The 20,295-nt window shown below is 44.0% G+C and carries 20 protein-coding genes and 1 tRNA gene; 1 reads left to right on the top strand and 20 read right to left on the bottom strand.

Translation table 11 applies throughout. The features are described from left to right. Window positions 1-167 precede the first annotated feature (167 nt). The 3 genes from AB4589_RS08055 to AB4589_RS08045 all read right to left on the bottom strand — a co-directional run bounded on the left by AB4589_RS08055 (window position 168) and on the right by AB4589_RS08045 (window position 3,590). Window positions 168-258, bottom strand: a tRNA-Ser gene (locus tag AB4589_RS08055). A 180-nt stretch (window positions 259-438) separates the two neighbouring features. Further along, the gene (locus tag AB4589_RS08050) at window positions 439-888 is read right to left on the bottom strand and encodes an L-alanine exporter AlaE (RefSeq protein WP_004736492.1); all 450 of its coding nucleotides are present in this window, start codon (window positions 886-888) and stop codon (window positions 439-441) included. A 248-nt stretch (window positions 889-1,136) separates the two neighbouring features. After that, window positions 1,137-3,590, bottom strand: a complete 2,454-nt coding sequence (locus tag AB4589_RS08045) for an ATP-binding protein (RefSeq protein WP_372100061.1) — start codon at window positions 3,588-3,590, stop codon at window positions 1,137-1,139. Window positions 3,591-3,761: 171 nt separating this feature from the next. On the opposite strand from AB4589_RS08045, the gene AB4589_RS08040 reads away from it, so the two are divergent. Beyond that, window positions 3,762-4,331 carry a UPF0149 family protein gene (locus AB4589_RS08040; protein WP_372100059.1) on the top strand — a complete coding sequence of 190 codons (570 nt, stop codon included), beginning with the start codon at window positions 3,762-3,764 and terminating at the stop codon, window positions 4,329-4,331. Between the two features lie 75 nt (window positions 4,332-4,406). Here AB4589_RS08040 and AB4589_RS08035 read toward each other — a convergent pair whose 3' ends face one another. The 17 genes from AB4589_RS08035 to ruvC form a co-directional block, all read right to left on the bottom strand. Continuing rightward, on the bottom strand, window positions 4,407-5,438 hold the full coding sequence (locus AB4589_RS08035; protein WP_004736489.1) for a potassium channel family protein: 1,032 nt from the start codon (window positions 5,436-5,438) through the stop codon (window positions 4,407-4,409). A 174-nt stretch (window positions 5,439-5,612) separates the two neighbouring features. Then, window positions 5,613-6,674 carry a quinolinate synthase NadA gene (nadA, locus tag AB4589_RS08030; RefSeq protein WP_372100057.1) on the bottom strand — a complete coding sequence of 354 codons (1,062 nt, stop codon included), beginning with the start codon at window positions 6,672-6,674 and terminating at the stop codon, window positions 5,613-5,615. Window positions 6,675-6,882: 208 nt separating this feature from the next. Then, window positions 6,883-7,665 carry a tol-pal system protein YbgF gene (gene ybgF, locus AB4589_RS08025; protein ID WP_009846383.1) on the bottom strand — a complete coding sequence of 261 codons (783 nt, stop codon included), beginning with the start codon at window positions 7,663-7,665 and terminating at the stop codon, window positions 6,883-6,885. A 33-nt stretch (window positions 7,666-7,698) separates the two neighbouring features. Next, window positions 7,699-8,241, bottom strand: a complete 543-nt coding sequence (pal, locus tag AB4589_RS08020; RefSeq protein ID WP_009846381.1) for a peptidoglycan-associated lipoprotein Pal — start codon at window positions 8,239-8,241, stop codon at window positions 7,699-7,701. Between the two features lie 111 nt (window positions 8,242-8,352). Then, window positions 8,353-9,705, bottom strand: coding sequence for a Tol-Pal system beta propeller repeat protein TolB (tolB, locus tag AB4589_RS08015; RefSeq protein WP_372100055.1), 1,353 nt, complete (start codon window positions 9,703-9,705; stop codon window positions 8,353-8,355). 12 nt (window positions 9,706-9,717) lie between these two features. Further along, on the bottom strand, window positions 9,718-10,785 hold the full coding sequence (gene tolA / locus AB4589_RS08010) for a cell envelope integrity protein TolA (protein WP_372100053.1): 1,068 nt from the start codon (window positions 10,783-10,785) through the stop codon (window positions 9,718-9,720). Between the two features lie 13 nt (window positions 10,786-10,798). Beyond that, window positions 10,799-11,242 (bottom strand): protein TolR, encoded by a 444-nt coding sequence (gene tolR, locus AB4589_RS08005; protein WP_372100052.1) that lies wholly within the window; start codon window positions 11,240-11,242, stop codon window positions 10,799-10,801. A gap of 3 nt (window positions 11,243-11,245) precedes the next feature. Continuing rightward, entirely contained in the window at window positions 11,246-11,929 is a 684-nt protein-coding gene (tolQ, locus tag AB4589_RS08000) for a protein TolQ (RefSeq protein ID WP_009846377.1), read from the bottom strand. Further along, window positions 11,919-12,356, bottom strand: a complete 438-nt coding sequence (gene ybgC / locus AB4589_RS07995; RefSeq protein ID WP_372100050.1) for a tol-pal system-associated acyl-CoA thioesterase — start codon at window positions 12,354-12,356, stop codon at window positions 11,919-11,921. The genes tolQ and ybgC overlap by 11 nt, the downstream gene beginning before the upstream one ends. A gap of 172 nt (window positions 12,357-12,528) precedes the next feature. After that, on the bottom strand, window positions 12,529-12,831 hold the full coding sequence (gene ybgE, locus AB4589_RS07990) for a cyd operon protein YbgE (RefSeq protein WP_102250075.1): 303 nt from the start codon (window positions 12,829-12,831) through the stop codon (window positions 12,529-12,531). Then, a complete protein-coding gene (gene cydX, locus AB4589_RS07985) occupies window positions 12,824-12,931 on the bottom strand; it encodes a cytochrome bd-I oxidase subunit CydX (RefSeq protein ID WP_000270284.1) in 108 nt (35 codons plus the stop codon). The genes ybgE and cydX overlap by 8 nt, the downstream gene beginning before the upstream one ends. A gap of 31 nt (window positions 12,932-12,962) precedes the next feature. Then, complete coding sequence (gene cydB, locus AB4589_RS07980) at window positions 12,963-14,099, bottom strand: cytochrome d ubiquinol oxidase subunit II (RefSeq protein WP_372100048.1); 1,137 nt, start codon at window positions 14,097-14,099, stop codon at window positions 12,963-12,965. A 13-nt stretch (window positions 14,100-14,112) separates the two neighbouring features. Beyond that, the gene (gene cydA / locus AB4589_RS07975) at window positions 14,113-15,699 is read right to left on the bottom strand and encodes a cytochrome ubiquinol oxidase subunit I (protein ID WP_009846373.1); all 1,587 of its coding nucleotides are present in this window, start codon (window positions 15,697-15,699) and stop codon (window positions 14,113-14,115) included. A gap of 551 nt (window positions 15,700-16,250) precedes the next feature. Next, on the bottom strand, window positions 16,251-17,267 hold the full coding sequence (gene ruvB / locus AB4589_RS07970; protein WP_009846372.1) for a Holliday junction branch migration DNA helicase RuvB: 1,017 nt from the start codon (window positions 17,265-17,267) through the stop codon (window positions 16,251-16,253). 103 nt (window positions 17,268-17,370) lie between these two features. After that, on the bottom strand, window positions 17,371-17,982 hold the full coding sequence (ruvA, locus tag AB4589_RS07965; protein WP_009846371.1) for a Holliday junction branch migration protein RuvA: 612 nt from the start codon (window positions 17,980-17,982) through the stop codon (window positions 17,371-17,373). 92 nt (window positions 17,983-18,074) lie between these two features. After that, on the bottom strand, window positions 18,075-19,535 hold the full coding sequence (locus AB4589_RS07960) for a methyl-accepting chemotaxis protein (RefSeq protein ID WP_372100046.1): 1,461 nt from the start codon (window positions 19,533-19,535) through the stop codon (window positions 18,075-18,077). Window positions 19,536-19,730: 195 nt separating this feature from the next. Further along, window positions 19,731-20,252 (bottom strand): crossover junction endodeoxyribonuclease RuvC, encoded by a 522-nt coding sequence (gene ruvC, locus AB4589_RS07955; RefSeq protein ID WP_009846369.1) that lies wholly within the window; start codon window positions 20,250-20,252, stop codon window positions 19,731-19,733. Window positions 20,253-20,295: the final 43 nt, after the last annotated feature.

Raw genomic sequence — 20,295 nt, 5'->3', positions numbered from 1 at the left:
CGATGATAAAAACACCAAATATGGTTCAATCTGCGACGGCATTAATAGAGGAAATAACTATAAAGAAATGATTAAAGGAACTGACACTAGGGATGGATGTAGATGACGTGAAATATAGGGGCTCTAAAACGAGAAAACCCCAGCATTTCTGCTAGGGTTTTGAATAGTGGTGGAAGGATGGGGATTTGAACCCCAGATACGCTATAAACGTATACTCGCTTTCCAGGCGAGCGCCTTAAGCCACTCAGCCATCCTTCCACAGATTGTGTGTTGAGCTTGTCACTCAACGAGGCGCTACTTTATTGATTCTGCTTGCTTTGGTCAAGGGGCTTTGTCAAAAAAAGTGTCTTTTTCAGTTTGTTCGATTACAAATTAACTCATTAGATCAAAAACAAACCAAATTTCATTCTTTCGCTGCACTTACGCTTGTTGCTTTTCTTAAGCTTGTTGGTAGTAGCCCGGAACTCGAAACCATTTACGGCACATATCTAGGAAGTAGCCATAAAGTACGCCCATACCACACGAGATAACCGCATTACTGGTTACAGCCGTAACGATCTGGTCGCTTGAAGCACCCACCGCCAATAAAATACCGGCATACACAGGCGACTGGAACAACACGTAAGCTAAAAGGTCAGAAATATTCTTCATCAACGAACTTTGTGAAAGCTTTGCACCATTACGTAAAAACCAATCACGAAAAAGACCATAAGGCCAAGCAATAGCAATGTTCACTGGGATAGATAACGTTCGAGAAGCGAGAGACTGCTCAAATGTCATACCAGAAATAAACACTTCTACGATCATGCCTGAAATAAAACAGAAAACGACCATAGCAAATGTATCCGCAGCTGCGTTTCGAATACAAAATGGACCACGAGACTTCATCGACGCCAAACCTAAAATATATCACTGCCTATTGAGTGAATTAGTAACATATAAACAAGGTGTATTTACACCCTACCAGATAATGTCGCTATTAAATCATAAGATTAGCAGTCATACATTCCAAATTGAAAATCAAGTTGTAAATTAACAACCAAAAACCTCTTAAAAAGCAGTAGCTTCCACCGAAAAATCAAACCAAGGTCAAATATTGGACAATTCGTCATTTACTTACCGTAATTAAACAACATTTAAGCCATCGGTAGATTTACGGTAATGATATTAATGACATCTTGTGTAGGTGGTGATCCTAAAGAAACCTGCTCTAGCGCTTTATCGACTTGTTCAGTAAGTTCAGCGTTGTTCATAGGTTCAACGTGGGCATGTAGACTCTCTAGTGCAAATTGAATCAGTTCTAGGTTGTTGTCTTCTAGCGCCACATACAAAGTCACCAATAGCTCTTCGGTGTTATCTTTATTTCGCAGATCAGGTTTAGGCAGTGACTCGCTTTTACTTTTCGAGTCGTGTTTTTTTACATCTTGGCTTTCGAGAGCATCCGCTTTTACTTCATGGTATTGGTAAAGCTTATTTGAATAGCGGAACAACGCGTCATCCAGTTCACGCTCATCAATCGGCTTAGCGATAATGTAGTCCACACCCGCCCCCAGCATACGTTCGCGAGTCTCTTTAAAGACATCAGCCGTACAACCAAATACCAGTACCGATGACACATCACCTATCAAAGCACGAATCGCAGTGGTTGATTCAACGCCATCCATCACAGGCATATGGTTATCCATGAGTACCAAATCAAAGCGCTCGGCAACCACGGCTTGTATTGCAAGTTCACCATTTTCGACGCTCTTACAAGTGAAACCTTTGCTGCTCATGAAGGTTTCAATGATCACCGTATTCGTTCGGTTATCCTCGACAATCAATACTTTTAAGCCTGAGTAGTCCAACTTCTTATGTGGCAAGCTCTCTATCTCACCAGGCTGGCATGGCTGAATCTTCAAGCGAACATCAAAGCTCGTGCCTATCCCTTCTTCACTGGTGACGGTAATACTGCCATCCATGAGTTGGGCAATTTTCTTCACTATCGCTAAGCCAAGGCCTGTGCCGCCAAAACGCCTTGTTGTGGAAGACTCCGCTTGTTCGAAAGGTTTGAAAATACGCTTTTGAGCTTCCTTAGAAATACCAATTCCGGTGTCGCGAACTCGAATACTAAGATAGGTGTCACTCCCCTCTATGACTTCTTTCAAGTACACCTCGACAAAGCCTCTGGAAGTAAACTTCACCGCGTTGTTCAAAAGATTAAACAAGATTTGTCGTAGACGTGCTTTATCTGAGAAGTACCAACGACCAGAAGGCACCTCAGAATACACTTTGAATTGCAGCCCTTTCTCTGAAGAGAGTGTGTAGTAGACACTGTTGATACTGCCGATGATCGAATCGAGTGGGAAGCGAGTCTCATCAAGATCCAACCTCCCCTGCTCGATCTTCGAAAAGTCTAAGATCTCGTTAAGTAAGGTCATCATGTGATCACCTGACTCATACAAACTCTTAAGATGCTTCTCTTGTTCAGAATTTAGAGGCGTTTTTAATAGGATCTGAGCAGTACCCAATACCCCATTCATAGGGGTACGAATTTCATGTGACAGGGTCGCAAGGAAAGCGGTTTTTGCATTGGTGGATGCCTGAGCTTTAACCTTTTCCGCTTCAAGATAAATGGTCTTTTCGTTGAACGTTTTAATCAAGTGACCAATTTCGTCTTCACTTGAGTAGTCAACATCTATGATTTCGCCGGCTTTCGAGCTATCTAGCTGTGCGGCAATCGTTGTAATTGGACTAATCAAATAACGGTTCAATAAGTAATAGCCCGCCATCACACAAAGTAGCAATAGCGGAACAATACCGCCCTCAATACTCATCACCTGACGAAATACTTCGTCTGCTACACGTGACTTAGAATTAACCACATCCACTTGCCAACCGAAATCACCAAATTGGTTACTACTGATGTAGATCCCTTCAACAAGATTGAAGTTATGCGAAACCAACACTTGATTGAGCTTATCTCTGAGCATAATGCCAAGATTGTATTCTTCGGCGTGGTTCTTGATAAAGCCTAGCAACTCTTCAAGTGAGAGATCCACCGTCGCAACGCCAGCAAAAATGCCGTCGTAATAATAAGGCGATGAAGCAGTAATCATCCGAACGTGTGTGTAGGGGTCGATATACACATCGCTCCAAGAGATCGTTCCTTGTTTTTTGTTGACTACAGAGGTGTACCAATACTCTTCTTGATAAGGAGTGTTTTTAGGATTGTTATAAGAAAACAGCTGATCAATTTTTCCATCGTCGGCTTTATTGAAAAAGTTGCTGTTAAGAAGTTTTTTAGGGTCAAGCGCATAAGGTTCAGGCCAAATTCCAGCACTGACGATCGTATCGTCGCTCGCCGCCAACATGAATTTAAAGAGCGGAATAACATCATCACCGTTACGATGCGCTTGAGCAAAGCCAACTAGACTATCAACAAAGCCTTGAGAGCTGCTGAGCGGCTCTGTAATCAATGCGGATAAAAGTTGCGTACGCAAGTCGAGGTTTTGTTGTAATTTGGCGCGCACAGGGGATTCTACGACGTAATACGTCACACTACCGACAATGGCAATAAACATCGCAAGGTATAACCCAAGCGCTACCATACTTTTTTTCTTTAAAGACGACCGTATCTGCATAATTCTTTTATTGTTTTCTTTTCTGTTAAACCTAGTGTTTATCATCCATGACATCAAGCCTTTTTAGATTGAAGCTTGATTGGCACAAGTTCATTGGTACTATAAGCGCAAATATGTTCCCTTTTACGGTACCTCACTTTGACTTTACAAGATATTCTTGCGCTTCCAGAGTTGGAAGGAAAGCTAATCACAGAACACAAAACAATGGGATTTGTCACTGCAATGGCTGCGGCACCTAATGTGTTAACCCCTCATGAGTGGCTACCGTTCTTATGGGGTGGCGAAGAAGTCGCGCCTTTTAGGGATGGTGAGCAGCTAGAGAGCTACATTGAAGTTATCATCACGCTTTGGAATAAAACACGTCCTGAGCTAATTGAAGGAACGTGGGTTTGGCCTGAAGCTTGCCAATTGGATGATGCAGAAGTGGTGAATACCGCTGCTCGCGATTTCTGTGAAGGCTTACTTCAAGGCTGGCAGATCGCCCGTGATGACTGGGAAACATTGATGCCTGAAGAAAGCGAAGACAACGCACTCGTGGGCGGTGTGTTGCTTTCACTGAGCATGCTTTACGACCCAGAAACGTCAATTGCGACACTTGCAGAGCAAGGCATCGAAGGCCTAGAGCAATTCGAAGAGATCTTTAACGCTGTTCCTGTAATGCTTTGCGGATTAACGCAGCGTGGTATTGCCCTGGCTGAAGCTCAATAAAGTTAGCTGTATACATACCCAAAGGCCTCACAATGAGGCCTTTTTTCGTTTTTGGACGAGATTAAAATAGTAGATCTAGAAGCCTTTCCAATCGAAGTCATCAATTCGCTCGTCGGCGATATAAAATAGTTTAGTACCGCTGCTGACAACTTGGTCTAGTTCTGGGTTAAGTTCTATACCACTCCCCGTATCAATCGCGATCAGCGTTGCTTTGTACTTCTCTTTAAACACAGAGAAAATAGGCGCGACGGTGACAGGCTCAGCGTCTTCAGGGAAATACGTTGAATATTGTGTCATACCTCTTGTTGAGCTCAATAGCTCTTGATGAAGCGCACTTGAACCTGGGTCTACTGCAGCCTTTGCTAGCATCTCTGCACCCACAGCCGGAATACATTCAGAGTTTGGGCAATGTTTATGTAGCAGGTCGCTCAGCGCTTCATCTTTAAAATAAACCAGTAAGTGAGCTTTCGGATTTCGGTTAGCACAGTAAAGTGCTGCAGACAGGGTAATGTCGTCTTCTGGGTTATCAATCAGGATGCAACTCGCAGACTCAATACCCGTTTTCTCCATCTCTTTGCCATCTGTGTAGCTGTTTACTTTCACGAAATTGATTTCACCGGGTAACGGGTTTTCGATATCTGAACGAGTACATAATACGATTGGTCGCTTACCCGTTTCTTCGTGTTGCAGCATGCGGATGAGGTGAATAGTTCTTTGTTCATTCCACCCCAACATCAAAATGTGGTTGTCCACTCTAACTCTCCTTTTCCCTAGCAAGCCCGCTCGCCAATATTCAACACCTTCTGTTGCCACTTTACCGAGTAATGCGGCAAAAAGGCTGAGTCCACCCGGAATCACAAATAGAATGACTATCCACTGCCCCGCAGCCGTGGTCGGTGACAAATCACCATAACCAACTGTAGAAGCCGTCACCACCAAGTAGTAAGCAAATACGGTAACCGAACTGGTTAAATCTGTTTCACCCGCCAAATACAGCATCGACCACGATAGAACTATGTAGCCAAGAAAAGTGAACAGTAAGTTTTTGCCATTCAAAACAAAGATGTTTGCTTTGATCCAGCGTTTGAGTTGTAACCAGATTATCATTCGAGCCTCAAATCTTAATCTCTTAGTTACATGCTAGAAAAAATACGCGATATCAACAAGATGTATCATCAGAAAAAGATACATGACCACAAAATTGATATTGTAGACCTATCTTCAGATACAAAAAAACCAGCACTATCGGCTGGTTTTTTGTTGGTTAGATAAAAGAACGGCTTACGCGTTACCTTTTACCTGCACATTAAGCTGTTCAGCGAAATCTAGCATGCGGTTCAATGGGATAAGAGACTTAACACGCAGTTCGTCAGAAACGAAGATCTCGTGTTGCTCGCCACCATTCTCAAGCGCATTTTCAATCGCTTCAAGGCCGTTCATTGCCATCCAAGGACAATGCGCGCAGCTTCGACAAGTTGCACCGGCACCTGCTGTCGGCGCTTCAATCAGCTCTTTTTCAGGAACCAGATGCTGCATTTTGAAGAAGATACCTTTGTCTGTCGCGACAATCATCTGTGGATGAGGCAGCTCTTTTGCTTTCTTGATCAGTTGACTTGTTGAACCAACAGCGTCAGCCAGTTCAACCACGCTTGCTGGTGATTCTGGGTGAACCAAAATAGCCGCTTCTGGGTATACTGATTTCATTTTCTTCAAAGCATCAGCTGAGAACTCGTCATGAACAATACACTCACCTTGCCAAAGCAACATGTCAGCGCCAGTTTGATTTGCGATGTAAGAACCTAGGTGACGATCTGGGCCCCAAATAATGGGTTTGCCTTCAGCGTCTAGGCTTTCAACGATTTCTAAAGCGATGCTCGACGTAACTACCCAGTCTGCACGAGCCTTAACAGCCGCAGAGGTATTCGCGTATACAACCACTGTATGGTCAGGGTGAGCATCACAAAATTCTGTAAATTTGTCTGCAGGACAGCCAAGATCAAGAGAACATTCAGCTTCTAGTGTTGGCATTAGAATGCGTTTTTCAGGTGTAAGAATCTTTGCTGACTCCCCCATAAAACGAACGCCAGCGATGATCAAAGTGCTTGCAGAATGGCGGTTACCAAACTTAGCCATTTCTAATGAATCGCCAACAAAACCACCAGTTGCTTCAGCCAGGGCCTGAATTTCAGGATCTGTGTAGTAGTGTGCAATTAGAACTGCATCTTTTTCTTGAAGTAGTGTTTTGATGTTTGCGATGTGGGCCTGCTTCTGAGCGTCGCTCAGTGGAACTGGCTTAGGCGGAAACGGGTAAACTGTATCGATTTTATCTAGTATATGACTCATTGCTCTTGCTCTACGCAACTTCTTCCGAGAATTAGAGTATTCTACACAGGACAGCGATTGGGATCAAAAAGGATTGGTTTCAAGCGATGATTAACTGATGCTTAAAACGCATAAACAAAGCGATGCGTTGGCATCAAAAAAAGAAAAGTAGGCACAAACCGAAAGTGATCAGATATAAAAAAGAGGTACCTGAGCACCCCTATTTTGTTTATAAGTGGGTTTTAGCCACTTTAGCCGAAGCACTGTTTGGGTACTCGGTTACAACTTGCTGGTAATATTTCTTAGCTTGCGTCGCGTTGTTGTTACGCGTAGCTATGTCACCAAGCTTAACCAGAGCATCAGAGCGCTTGTTAGAGTCTTTGTATGACACAACAGCGGCAAAGCTCTTCACAGCTTCCTTATCTTGCTTTTTAGCGAAATAAAGCTGACCTAACCAATAATGGGTGTTAGGCGTGAAGGTCGAGTCTGGGAAGTCTTTTTGAAACTTTTGGAATGCTGCAATCGCACCCGTGTAGTCTCGTTGCTTTAGAATCATATCTACAGCATTTTGATAAGCGGTTTGCTCATCAACATCAGTACTGAACGTACCAGAAGCATCCTTAGAGCCTTCGCTCGCTGCTACTGCTACCGTTGCTGTTCCTGCTGCTTTCACCTCGCCTCTCACACGATCCAGTTCAATGAACAATTCACGTTGGCGCTCGAGCATTTGTTTCATATCGTAGCTGTTTCGCTCCAACTCACCACGAAGTTCACTGATCTCCAGTGACATATCGTCGATTTGTTGCTGCATTTGAAGCTGAACGAGATTACGATTTTGAAGCAAGCGCTCTAAACGCTCAATATCTGATTCGTTAGATGCTGATCGAGAGGAAGATGATGAATTTGTTGCGGTGCTATTGAGATCGGATACTGGAGCTGGTGCAGCGAACGTCGTGTTCGCTGCACTTGCCAGTAACGAAAGCAAAATGACTCGCTTTGTGTTACTGAACATGAGGCAATTCCTCAATTATATAGCCTACTGAAATTAGTAAACTAGTACTGCACGACGGTTTTTAGCGTACACGTCTTCAGATTGACCTAGAAGAAGTGGCTTCTCTTCACCGTAGCTTACGATAGAGATTTGGTCTGCTTGAACACCTAGAGCTTGTAGGTATTTCGCTACAGCTTGTGCACGACGCTCACCAAGTGCGATGTTGTACTCAGGAGTACCGCGCTCATCAGCATGACCTTCAACAGTAACGTTCATATCAACGTTCTTAACTAGGTATGCTGCGTGAGCTGCAAGCATTTCTTCGTAGTCGCCAGCGATAGTAGAGTTATCGAATGCGAAGTAGATTGTTTGAGTTTCGCGTAGCGCTTGCTCTTTAAGCTCTTGCTCAGACAGTTGACCGTTAGCGTCAATTGGCGTTACAACAGTTGTATCTACGTTGCCTTCTGAACCTGAAGTTGTTTGGTTGCTTTCTGTGCCAGATGTTGCAGAAGTTGCTTCATCAGTTGAGCTACATGCCGTTACTGCCATCACTGGTAGTGCAATCATCAAGCCTTTAAGAACTTTGTTAAGTTGCATCTTTTTTTCCTTACGTTATCAAACTTAGTTTCTACAGCGACTAAGTGCTATAGATAGTTAAATGCCACAATAGTTAACACTATCAATAGCTAAAAGAATGTATCAAATCAACTAGAGAAACGGTGACCACGAAGGCGCTCTTACGCGTCCGTTCGTTGCCGGTAATCTAGCCTTAAAACGACCGTCGATAGAAACCATCGATAGTACGTTTGTTTTATTGTAAATAGAGCTATAGATAACCATACCTCCATTCGGTGCAATACTTGGAGATTCATCTAACAATGTTTTTGTTAGCACCTGAACCGCACCGGTTTCCAAATCTTGTTTAGCCAAGTTAAAACCCGAATTGCTACGATTAACCATAATCAGGAATCGTCCGTCAGGGGTGATCTGGCCACCTAAGTTTTGGCTACCTTGCCAAGTAATACGAGATGTCGAATTATTTGACAAATTTACATTATAAATCTGTGGTTTACCACCACGATCAGATGTGAAAATTAGAGACTTGCCATCTGGGTGCCAGAATGGTTCAGTATTGTTAGAACGACCGCGGGTAATTTGAGTCAGCTTACGGCTAGCAAGGTCGAGTGTGTACACCTGAAGACTGCCTGTTTTCGACAATACCAACGCCAATGTTTTACCATCTGGCGAGAATCTTGGTGCACCATTATGACGAGGGTATGACGTCACTGTCTCGCGCTCACCCGTGTAAATATTCATGATGAATATTTCAGCTTGGCCATTTTGGAAACTCACATACGCAAGCTTCTTACCGTCTGGCGACCATGCTGGTGACATAAGAGGTTGCTTAGAACGAAGCACCAAACGCTCGTTAAAGCCGTCGTAGTCAGCAACACGAAGCTGGTACGGGTATTTGTCTTTGTCGTTCACAACTACGTAAGAAATACGCGTTAGAAACGCCCCTTTCTCACCCGTTAGCTCTTCATACACTAAATCAGAGATTCGGTGTGCGTACTCTCTCAAGCGTTTACCAGGCACTGTCGCTTTCTTGTTGAACAGCACATGATCTTTAGAAAGTACTAATTGGCCTTCATCGCTTAGTGCACGGCTTTGCCCTTTAGTCAGTTGACCACGAACAATGTCGATCAGTTGGTAGTTCACCACATACTGCCCTTCGGCATTTTTAGTGATGCTACCCGTTAGCAGTGAATCAACACCTAGGTTAGTCCAAGCATCAAAATTCACCTCTGTTTCGCTGTAAGGCGTTTGAGGCATTTTACTTGTCGCAACTGGGCTGAATTTACCACTGCGTTGCAAGTCAGAAGCGATCACTGCTGATACATCGTGTGGCAATGGTCCTGCGCCTTCCCAACGGAAAGGAACAATAGCGATAGGTCGTGCAGAGTTAATACCGTCTGTAATAACCAGCTCCAGTGCCGCATGGGCAAACTGGCTGCTTGTAGCTATTAAGAAAACAAAACTCAGTAATAGTTTCTTTAACACAAGTTCGTCCTTTTACTCTGGTGATACAGTTAAAATGATGTCTTTAATTTTGTTCACAATGTCTGGGTCTTTAGGCAATGGGTAAGATTGCACTTGTGCTACGGCACGCTTCGTTGCGGCACATAAACGGTTGTCGCCATCTAAGATACTCAAACTACCCAAAATAGCGCTTGAACCCGCAGGAATAAGCTTAAGATTCACTCTACATGAGCGCCCTCTATAGCTGTCTTCTAACAAGAGGTTCTGCTGAATCAGTTGGGTATAGATAGCACCAATACGCTGCACTTCATCACTAATAAATCGTTGTCTTGCTGAAGAGTTTTGAGTCGCCTCAGTTTCAAGCCCAGCAAAAATATCGTTCAATGCCGCTTCTTGCTGTTTACGCTCTTTCTCCGCTCTTGCTGCCGCTTCCTTCGCCTTGCGGGCTTTCTCTGCTGCAGCTGCGGCTTCTTTCTCTTTCGCTATACGTTGTTTCTCAGCACGCTCAGCGGCTTCTTTTTCTTTACGGGCTTTTTCAGCGGCCTCTTTCGCGGCTTTTTCTTTCGCCACGCGTTCTTGTTCAGCTTTAGCAATGGCCGCTTCTTTTGCCTTGCGTTCTTTCTCTGCTTTCACAACCGCGGCTTCTTTCAACTTACGATCAGCTTCTGCTTTAGCGGCTTTCTTTTTCTCTTGTTTTAAGCGAGCCTCTTCAACTTTACGTTGCTTTTCATTTTCAACTCGACGCTTTTCCGCGTCGCGAGCCACTTTGGCTTCTTTAGCTTGCTTTTCTTTCAGCTTTCGAATGTTCTCTTCTTCAGCTTTACGATTTTTTTCAAGTCGTTCGCTTTCACGTCTTAGTTTATCTAAACGCTCTTGCTCTTTTTTGCTCGCCGCTTCTCTTTGTTGGCGAATCTGTTGAGCTTGTTGGCGAACCAACTGAGGATCAATCACCACGGCTTGAACCATCTGCCCAGTAGGCTTTGGTTCCGACATCGTGAAATCCGCCCCCCAAATAAGCGCAACGAATAAGATGACGTGCAGCCCAAGAGAGATAAGAAGCGGTGATCTAAAATTATTGGATTTCTTATTATTCGCTTTCATGAATGCTACGGAGCTATTCCCTTATATCCGTTAATAGGCCAACCTTTGGCACACCTGCACGGCTTAATTCATCAAGTAATAAAACCACTTCAGCGTAAGGCGTTGCGGCATCACCACCAACAGCCACTGGAGAGTTTGGCTTAAGAGACAGCTCAGCTTTCACTCGGACGATAATGTCGTCCATCGATAAACCACGCTGTACTTCTTCGTTGTTCACACTCAAACCAAGCTCACCGTCTTTGTTCACTTCAACGATAATAAAGCTCGCATTGTCGTCACCCAATAGATCTTGTGCAGACTGAGCCGTTGAAGCCTTAGGCAATTCAACATCTACGCCTTGAGTAACGAATGGCGAAGTCACCATAAAAATGATCAGCAAAACAAGCATAACGTCGATGTAAGGTACAACGTTAATCTCTGCTGTCATTTTGCGTTTTTTAGGTTGGTATCCGGCCATCTATTATTCCCTGCCAGCCATCGCTTGACGGTGAAGAATACTGTGAAACTCTTCAGAGAAAGTCGCGTAGTTGTGCTCTAGCTTGCCTACTCGGCTGCTGAAGCGGTTGTACGCCATTACTGCTGGAATCGCAGCGAATAGACCCATTGCTGTCGCGATCAGTGCTTCTGCAATACCAGGAGCAACCATTGCTAATGTCGCTTGCTTCACTTCACCTAATGCGATGAATGAGTGCATGATGCCCCAAACCGTACCAAATAGGCCGATGTATGGGCTGATAGAACCGACAGTCGCCAAAAAAGGTAAGTTCGTTTCCAGTTCATCAACTTCGCGGGCAACCGCAACACGCATTGCACGACCAGTGCCTTCCATTATGAAGTCTGGAGACGCTGCATTTGATTTTCGAAGGCGAGCAAACTCTGTAAAGCCGGCGTAAAAAATCTCTTCAGTACCAGAGAGTTCGTCTTTGCGCTTATTACTCTCTTGATACAATTTAGCGAGATCAACACCAGACCAGAACTTATCTTCAAACACGTCAGTTTGTTTAGTAGCTTGAGATAATACTTTGCTTCGTTTGATGATCATCGCCCAAGAAACAACAGACATGCCCATGAGAATTAGCATGACCATCTTAACTAGTAAGCTAGCTTCTAAAATTAGGCCTAAGATTGAGATTTCAGCAGTCACTATTCGTTAGCTCCGTGAGAATAAATGTTGGCATTGCTTTGGGTTTCATTTTTTGATTGTCGATACATGCTACCTTAACCATTGCTTTACACAATGCTTTGCCATCAGGATTTACGATCTCTTGACAGAAGACCAAGGTAGCTCGCTTCAACTCGTAAATATTTGTAATGACTTGTAAAGAATCATCAAGGCGCGCACCTTGAATAAAATCGATGTCCATATGTCGGACTACAAAACCGATATTTTGTTCTAACAAGACTTGCTGAGAGACGCCAATTGAGCGCAACATCTCAGTTCGAGCGCGTTCGAAAAACTTAAGATAGTTTGAATGGTATACAACACCACCTGCATCGGTGTCTTCGCAATACACTGTCACTGGCCACGTAAATGGCTTAGATAATCCCTGCAATTTGATACCACAATTCAAAACGATAAAGATCTCACTATAACCTAACTCCTTATCATTAATAGTATATCGCTGTGAATTTTTTGATTTAAGAGACGAAAAAAAAGGCCATCTGTATAAGATGACCTCTTTTTGGCTAAAAACCCAACAAGTATAAAGGTTCACGTCGTTATGAACCTAAATCCTTTGCCTTTTATAAAAGGCGCAGCACCGTTAAGTAGAGCAAAATTGTGAGTGAAACGTATGGGCTGAACAGTACCTGCCACATCCAAGCTCTCGGCTTAAATCCGATACCGTAAACCATGCTTGAACATGCAGCCCAAATGAACATTGGCCCGATGATCGCGTTAAAGCCACCGATGCTTGTCGCATACGCTTCAGGTTCCCACATCACTAAACCTACATGCATGAAACCCAATACTAGAGATAAAGCTCTCAACAGAGTCTTATCCATTGGTTGATGCAGTTTAGCGATTTGCTCTGCGAGATTACTCACTATCTTTATCCATCATTTCTGAATGCTCTAACCATAGAGCATTGATGATGCCGAATGCACATGCTAGAAGTACACCCAAAATCCATGCGAAATACCACATAAAATTTCTCCTAAGTTATTTAACTTCTAGCTTAGTAAGCTGAAACGTCGTTATCTTCGATGTGTTTCTTATCTAGACGACCGAACATTTTGTAGTATGTCCACGTTGTGTAGCCAAGAATCACAGGAACCATTACCGCCGCAACTCCAGTCATAAGACCAAGCGTTAGCTCACTTGCTGTTGAATCCCACATAGTCAAACTATGGTTAGGGTTCAGGCTTGATGGCATTACGAATGGGAACATTGCAAAACCAGCCGTTAGAATAACACCAGCGTTAGATAGGCTTGAGAACAAGAATGCGAAACCACCACGCTCAAAGCGAGATGCAATCACAGCAAGCAGTGGCATTACTACACCAAGAATCGGCGCAGCCCACATTGCTGGATACATTTCGAAGTTTGTCATCCAAGCACCAACTTGAAGTGATACTTCTTTATTTAGTGGGTTTGAATCAGCAAACGTGTCTATCGTGCTTGTAATTACATAGCCTTCGATAGATTGAACCCAGAAACCACCGATAACGAACAGAGCAATAGCAATTAGGCCAGTGATCTGAGCAACGTTACGTGCGCGGCTGTGCAGTTCTTCTGTTGTCTTCATTTGAAGCCATGTTGCACCTTGCATCACGAACAACATCAGAGCCAACACGCCACATAGCAATGCAAACGGGTTTAGCAGAGCGAAGAACGTACCATGATACTTAGACATCATCAGGTAGTTCAGCTCGAATGGAACACCTTGTAGTAAATTACCAAATGCTACACCGAAGATGATTGGCGGAACTGTGCCACTAAAGCAAAGTGCGTAGTCCCATGCCTTACGCCATTTTGGCTCTTCAATCTTTGAGCGGTAATCAAGCGCAAGTGGACGTAGCCAAAGTGCTGCTAGCGTCACGTACATTGCGAAGTAGAAACCAGAAAACGACGTTGCGTAAACCAATGGCCATGCAGCGAACAATGCACCACCAGCCGTAATTAGCCATACTTGGTTGCCATCCCAGTGAGGGGCAATAGTATTCAGCATAATACGACGTTCAGTGTCGCTCTTACCGATAACCGGTGAAAGAGCAGCAACACCCATGTCAAAGCCGTCAGTTACGGCGAAACCAACCAGTAGAACACCGATCAATACCCACCAAATAAGTCGTAAGCTTTCGTAATCAAACATAATATTCCCTCACTTATACTTCGACTGAACGGCTAACTTTGTCTTCAACAGAGTTATCGTTTTGTTCAAAGTGGTAACGGCCTGTCTTTAAGCTACTTGGACCTTTACGTGCGAATTTCAGCATTAGGTAAACTTCAGCAATCAAGAACACTGTGTACAGTGCAAGAATTGCAAATAGAGAAGTCCAAAGCTGTTCAATAGTCAGTGCTGATGCAGCAACGTTAACCGGCAGGATTTCACCCACCGCCCATGGTTGACGACCAAATTCAGCAACAAACCAACCTGCTTCAATCGCAATCCAAGGTAGTGGGATTGAGAATAGCGCCGCTTTAAGTACCCATGGTTTCTGTTCGATCTTCTGACGACACGTTTGAACAAACGCCGCACCGAATACAAACAGCATGATGAAGCCACAAGCAACCATCAGACGGAACGACCAGAATAGAGGCCAAACTGTTGGGATAGAATCATCCGCAGCCATTTGGATTTGGTCTTCTGTTGCATCAACAACATCGTCTGTGTAGCGCTTAAGAAGCAGACCGTAACCTAGGTCACCTTTTACTTCGTCAAATGCCGCTTTGTTCTCTTCTGAACGGTCACCACCACGTAGCTTTTCAAGCAACTCATACGCATACATACCGGTACGAATACGATCAACGTGATCGTCGCGCAAGTCACGTAGTCCTGTTACTTCTGTATCAAAAGAACGTGTTGCAATAATACCCATAACGTAAGGGATCTTAATTGCGTAGTCTGTGTGCATGGTTTCTTGGTTTGGAACACCAAATACAGTGAACGCGGCCGGTGCTTCTTCAGTGTGCCATTCAGCTTCAATAGCTGCTAGCTTCACTTTTTGAACTTCACCAAGCTCGTAACCAGATTCATCACCTAGCACGATTACTGACAAGATTGCCGCCATACCGAAAGATGCTGCAATCGCAAAAGAGCGACGAGCAAAGGCAAGGTCACGACCTTTAAGAATGTAGTATGAGCTGATACCAAGGATGAACATTGCACCCGTTGTGTAACCAGACGCTACTGTGTGTACGAATTTAACCTGCGCTACTGGGTTTAGGACAACTTCAGCGAAGCTCACCATTTCCATACGCATGGTTTCAAAGTTAAATTCCGCACCCACTGGGTTTTGCATCCAGCCGTTAGCTACCAAGATCCAAAGCGCAGAGAAGTTAGAACCAAGTGCTACTAACCACGTTACCGCTAAGTGTTGACGCTTTGACAATCTGTCCCAACCGAAGAAGAAAAGACCAACAAAAGTAGACTCTAGGAAGAATGCAACAAGCGCTTCGATAGCCAGCGGAGCACCAAAGATGTCGCCAACATAGTGAGAATAGTATGACCAGTTAGTACCGAACTGGAACTCCATGGTTAAGCCTGTCGCTACACCAAGAGCAAAGTTAATACCAAACAATTTACCCCAGAACTTAGTCATGTCCTTGTAAATTTGCTTGCCAGTCATTACATAAACTGACTCCATAATGGCAAGTAGAAATGCCATACCTAAAGTCAGTGGAACAAATAGGAAGTGATACATCGCTGTAAATGCAAATTGCAATCGCGACAGATCAACAACATCAATCATGGTAACTCCTTTGTGTCGGCTGAATGACACTTGTGTGATTATTCACCGCAAAAATCCGTGTTAAAACAATTCGTGAGATTGTTATTACAAATTGAAATTTGTAGTAAAAACGTACCGTTATAGTTAGATTATTGTTAAGCATGAGCTAATATAGCTGACGCTAATATTACTGGTAAAATCAGTATGTTTCAAAAGGTTTATAGGAGAACCTTGCGTTGATTTGTATCAATTTTATTCAAGCAAATTAGAGTTATTTTTGAACAGTTATGATTAAAATCACACCAATTATGTCTCTATTAATAGCAGCATATGATATCTGTGACAAAAGCTCAGCACTGCATCAACATATGAATTACAACTACCCATAAAGTATTAACAAAAAACATAACAGCTTATTTCATTTTTTGTTACTCAATTCAAACGTGAAATCAAAGTTTTCATTTTTGAGGGAGCTATTCAGCTTTTTTATCGACTCGCTCAAAGAGTTGTTATTCAATAGAAAGCAAAAAATCCCAGCGCTTATGCAACTGGGATCTTTAAAAATGAATAAATTAACGATTAGATGGTTTATCGATGCCGAAGTGTAAATACGCTCTGTCGGTCGCGATTCGACCTCTTGGCGTTCTTTGTAGATAACCTTGTTGAATCAAGTAAGGTTCTAACACATCTTCAATGGTATCTCTTTCTTCACCAATCGCCGCAGCCATGTTGTCTATACCAACCGGCCCACCACCAAACTTCTCCATAATCGCAAGCAAAAGCTTCCTATCCATGTAGTCGAAACCTTTAGCATCGACATCCAACATGTTTAGCGCTTTATCAGCAACCTCTGGGCAAATATGTCCATCGCCTTTCACTTCCGCATAGTCACGAACACGGCGCAGCAAACGGTTAGCAATACGTGGCGTACCACGAGCTCGACGAGCAACTTCTAACGCCCCTTGCGATTCCATAGAAAGACCAAGACAATCAGCACTTCGTTGAACGATGTTTTGTAAATCTTCAACTTTATAGTACTCAAGACGCTGAGTAATACCGAAACGGTCACGCAACGGCGATGTCAGTGAACCAGCACGAGTGGTTGCGCCAATCAAAGTGAAAGGAGGAAGGTCGATCTTGATAGAACGTGCCGCTGGGCCTTCACCAATCATGATATCTAATTGGTAATCTTCCATTGCCGGGTACAACACCTCTTCAACCACTGGGCTCAGACGGTGGATCTCATCAATGAATAGAACATCATTTTCTTCAAGGTTGGTAAGCAACGCCGCTAGGTCACCCGCTTTTTCTAGAACAGGTCCTGAAGTGGTACGAATGTTCACATCCATTTCATTAGCAACAATGTTTGCCAATGTAGTTTTGCCCAAGCCTGGAGGACCAAATATCAACAGATGATCGAGCGCCTCATTACGCATTTGTGCTGCTTTGATGAAAATTTCCATCTGACCACGGACGTGATCCTGACCTTGATAGTCAGCCAGTGCTTTAGGGCGTATTGCACGATCAATGACATCTTCATCTTTGAATACTGGGTTGTCCGGTGCAATAAGGCGATCGGCTTCAATCATAAATTCTGCTATTCCTAACTATGCTCTTGTTGACTCTGCGCTTCTTGATTCTGTGTAAAGGCAAAGTGAATGAGTCTATTTTGTAGAACAAGTATATCGGGTATTAAACCATCGATTTCAGAGCTTCGCGAATCAACTGTTCGCTGGTCATGCCATCTTTAGCCACTTGAGAAACCACCTTAGAAGCTTGGGTCGGCTTGTAGCCTAATGCAAGTAGTGCACTTACCGCTTCTTCTTCCGCGTCGTGCACCGTTGGCATAGAGTCCATTGGCGCTGCATCTGTTGCAGGTGTAAACAGGTCACCTGCGCCCCACCCTTTCAGGCGGTCTTTCATTTCAACGACCAGACGTTCTGCGGTTTTCTTACCAACACCCGGCAGTTTAACCAGCGTTGAGATATCTTCTCGTTCAACACTTTGAACGAATTGGCTAGCGGTCATGCCTGAAAGAATCCCAAGACCAAGTTTAGGACCGACACCATTCGCTTTAATCACTTCACGGAACAAGGCACGCTCTTTAACCGTGTTAAAACCATAAAGTAGCTGAGCATCTTCACGTACCACAAAATGAGTGTAGATAATTGCTTCTTCGCCTACGTTTGGTAACTCATAAAAACAGCTCATTGGCATTTGAACTTCATAACCAACACCACTGACTTCAATCAATAACTCTGGTGGCTGTTTTTCTATTAATGTACCGCGGAGACGTCCGATCACAATTCACTCTCTTGATGGAATTTAATTTGGAGGACAGAATATAAAAGAACTGGATACTTATCCAGTTCTTTGTGTTTTTTGAAGTGAATTATTTAGACTTGCTTGGCTTGCGAGACCACGCTGTTCAAGCTCGCGACCAGTTCTTTAACCGAAGTCACATGACCTGTTAGCTCAGAACCATAATTAGCGACTAAGCCTGACACCGATTTAGTTTCCGCCACACTTTGGGCAACTTCTGAACTGGCGAGATCGAGCTCTTTCAATGAATTCATCTGCATCGCCATAATATTGGTGAGCTGATTAACATCTGTTGATATGGTTTGCACCTCTGAGATGATGCCGTTCATCTCGCTCGCCGTGGTTTCGATGATCGCTCTTCCGTGTTCAACTTCTTCTTTACTGCGGTCTAACAAAGTTCGAATCTCTATCGCGGAATGGCTGCTTTTCGCCGATAATTCTCGCACTTGATCAGCGACGACAGCAAAGCCTCGTCCCTCTTCACCTGCACGCGCAGCTTCGATTGCCGCGTTGAGTGCTAACAGGTTGGTTTGCTCAGCAACCGAAGTGATCAAATCAGCGACTTTCATGATTTCTTGATTACTTTGAATGATCTGGCTGATTGCACTGGTTGAGGCTTCTAGTGACTCTGAACTCTTTTGCGCTTTTGTGCCAACCGCTTCGCTACGCTCTTTCAGTTCACCTACAAATGAATTGGATTCTTCGATGCCTTGAGTCATTTGATGGAGTTGTTGGCTCATCTCTTCTGCAGCGCTCGCTTGAGATTCACAATTGACATTCAACACTTCGACTTGAGCATGCAAGTCTTGTGACTGCTGTTCTAAATGAACCGAAACACCTTGTAGACTCTCTGAATTCGAATTAGCTTGATCAAGCACCACCGAGAGTCGCCCTTCACTTTGCGTCGCTTGATTGGCAATCTGTTGGCTTTCTGAAATCGCATCCTCTGCCATTTCGATCGCCACCTCTTTCTGTTTCGCAGTAAATGCTTGGGCAATGCAGATCACCACCAACGGCATAATCACACCAGACCACGTTTCTACCACCACCGCTTCCGGAGTAAGTATTAACTGCGGAAATTCAAAGCCGTTAAGGTGAGCAGACGTCATCACCAATGAAACGCCAATCACCAGTCCACTCCACACCAAAGCCACAATTCGTGTTCCTGACAAGAAAAAAGCGACTACTAACAACGGCACCCAATAAGCTTGAGTGGAAGCCACAACCCCACCACTTTGATAAATGATGTTCAACGCGTGTACCGCCATGCCGACAAAACCAAAGTTAAGTGCAAAGCTCGGCTTACTCGTCACACGAAGTAGCAGTGCAGAGATCAGTTCGAATACGATAAGAAATACAGATGTGGCGATCAGAAGTTGCTCTTCGTGCTTAGTCCACTTGATTAAGCTATAGACACCCACGAAGAATGCGATAAAAGTGAAGAGTAATAAGATATCGGCTTGTCTGACTTCGTTGTTACTCCAGCCATTGCTTTTAGGTAGAAACAGCGCGCGCCACAGCTTGATTGGGTTCATCAGCGATCATCCTTGATTAACTTGTAAGACCTCTGACCAATGTTAATAACATGTTAAATGATACGCAATGTTATTATCTGGGTTCTGTTCGAAAGATCTCATTTCATCAAGGATTTAGGTGCGTATTGTTTTGATATGAGCCAAACGGGGGCGTAAGGCTCATCGAAAGAAAACTTCTAGAAAGCGATAGGGGGATTAACGGTAGCGTCCTTTTCTCGCACCTGTCGCTTTACCTGCCAGTGCAACCAAGGTTTTATTGGTGTTAGCGTGAGTGATCGCTACGCCGAGAGCATCGGCAGCATCAGCCTGTGGTTTGGCAGGTAGCTTGAGCATGCTCATCACCATGTTCTGAACCATAGACTTGTCAGCGCCACCATTACCTGTCACCGCTTGTTTGATCAAACGAGCCGCATATTCATGAACAGGTAAATCTGCATTCACCGCTGCCACAATCGCGCTACCTCGAGCTTGTCCAAGCTTAAGTGCAGAGTCAGCGTTCTTCGACATGAAAACCTGCTCGATCGCAAACACATCCGGTTGGAACTGAGTGATGATTTCGCTCACACCGGCATAAATCTGTTTTAGTCGACCCGGCAATTCTTTTTCGGAAGTACGAATACAACCACTACCTAAGTAATATAGATGGCGACCATTTTGACGAATCACGCCATAGCCGGTAATGCGAGAGCCAGGATCAATCCCTAAGATAATAGACATAACTTCAATACTGATTATTTATACATGCTTTTCAGCTTAGTAT

The sequence above is a fragment of the Vibrio sp. 10N.222.49.A3 genome (assembly GCF_041475145.1).
Lineage (GTDB): Bacteria > Pseudomonadota > Gammaproteobacteria > Enterobacterales > Vibrionaceae > Vibrio > Vibrio tasmaniensis_A.
The sequence above is the reverse complement of the archived record's forward strand: the minus strand, read 5'-3'. Positions and strand labels throughout refer to the sequence as shown.

Bases quoted from the DNA above. Each gene is read 5' to 3' on its own strand.
- cydX (WP_000270284.1), bottom strand. From the start codon at position 12,931: ATGTGGTATTTCGCATGGATTTTGGGTGTACTTCTAGCATGTGCATTC.
- AB4589_RS07960 (WP_372100046.1), bottom strand. From the start codon at position 19,535: ATGAACCCAATCAAGCTGTGGCGCGCGCTGTTTCTACCTAAAAGCAAT.
- ybgF (WP_009846383.1), bottom strand. From the start codon at position 7,665: ATGTTCAGTAACACAAAGCGAGTCATTTTGCTTTCGTTACTGGCAAGT.
- ruvB (WP_009846372.1), bottom strand. From the start codon at position 17,267: ATGATTGAAGCCGATCGCCTTATTGCACCGGACAACCCAGTATTCAAA.
- AB4589_RS08035 (WP_004736489.1), bottom strand. From the start codon at position 5,438: ATGATAATCTGGTTACAACTCAAACGCTGGATCAAAGCAAACATCTTT.
- tolR (WP_372100052.1), bottom strand. From the start codon at position 11,242: ATGGCCGGATACCAACCTAAAAAACGCAAAATGACAGCAGAGATTAAC.
- cydA (WP_009846373.1), bottom strand. From the start codon at position 15,699: ATGATTGATGTTGTTGATCTGTCGCGATTGCAATTTGCATTTACAGCG.
- pal (WP_009846381.1), bottom strand. From the start codon at position 8,241: ATGCAACTTAACAAAGTTCTTAAAGGCTTGATGATTGCACTACCAGTG.
- tolA (WP_372100053.1), bottom strand. From the start codon at position 10,785: ATGAAAGCGAATAATAAGAAATCCAATAATTTTAGATCACCGCTTCTT.
- AB4589_RS08050 (WP_004736492.1), bottom strand. From the start codon at position 888: ATGAAGTCTCGTGGTCCATTTTGTATTCGAAACGCAGCTGCGGATACA.
- AB4589_RS08045 (WP_372100061.1), bottom strand. From the start codon at position 3,590: ATGGTAGCGCTTGGGTTATACCTTGCGATGTTTATTGCCATTGTCGGT.
- cydB (WP_372100048.1), bottom strand. From the start codon at position 14,099: ATGTTTGATTACGAAAGCTTACGACTTATTTGGTGGGTATTGATCGGT.
- ruvC (WP_009846369.1), bottom strand. From the start codon at position 20,252: ATGTCTATTATCTTAGGGATTGATCCTGGCTCTCGCATTACCGGCTAT.
- nadA (WP_372100057.1), bottom strand. From the start codon at position 6,674: ATGAGTCATATACTAGATAAAATCGATACAGTTTACCCGTTTCCGCCT.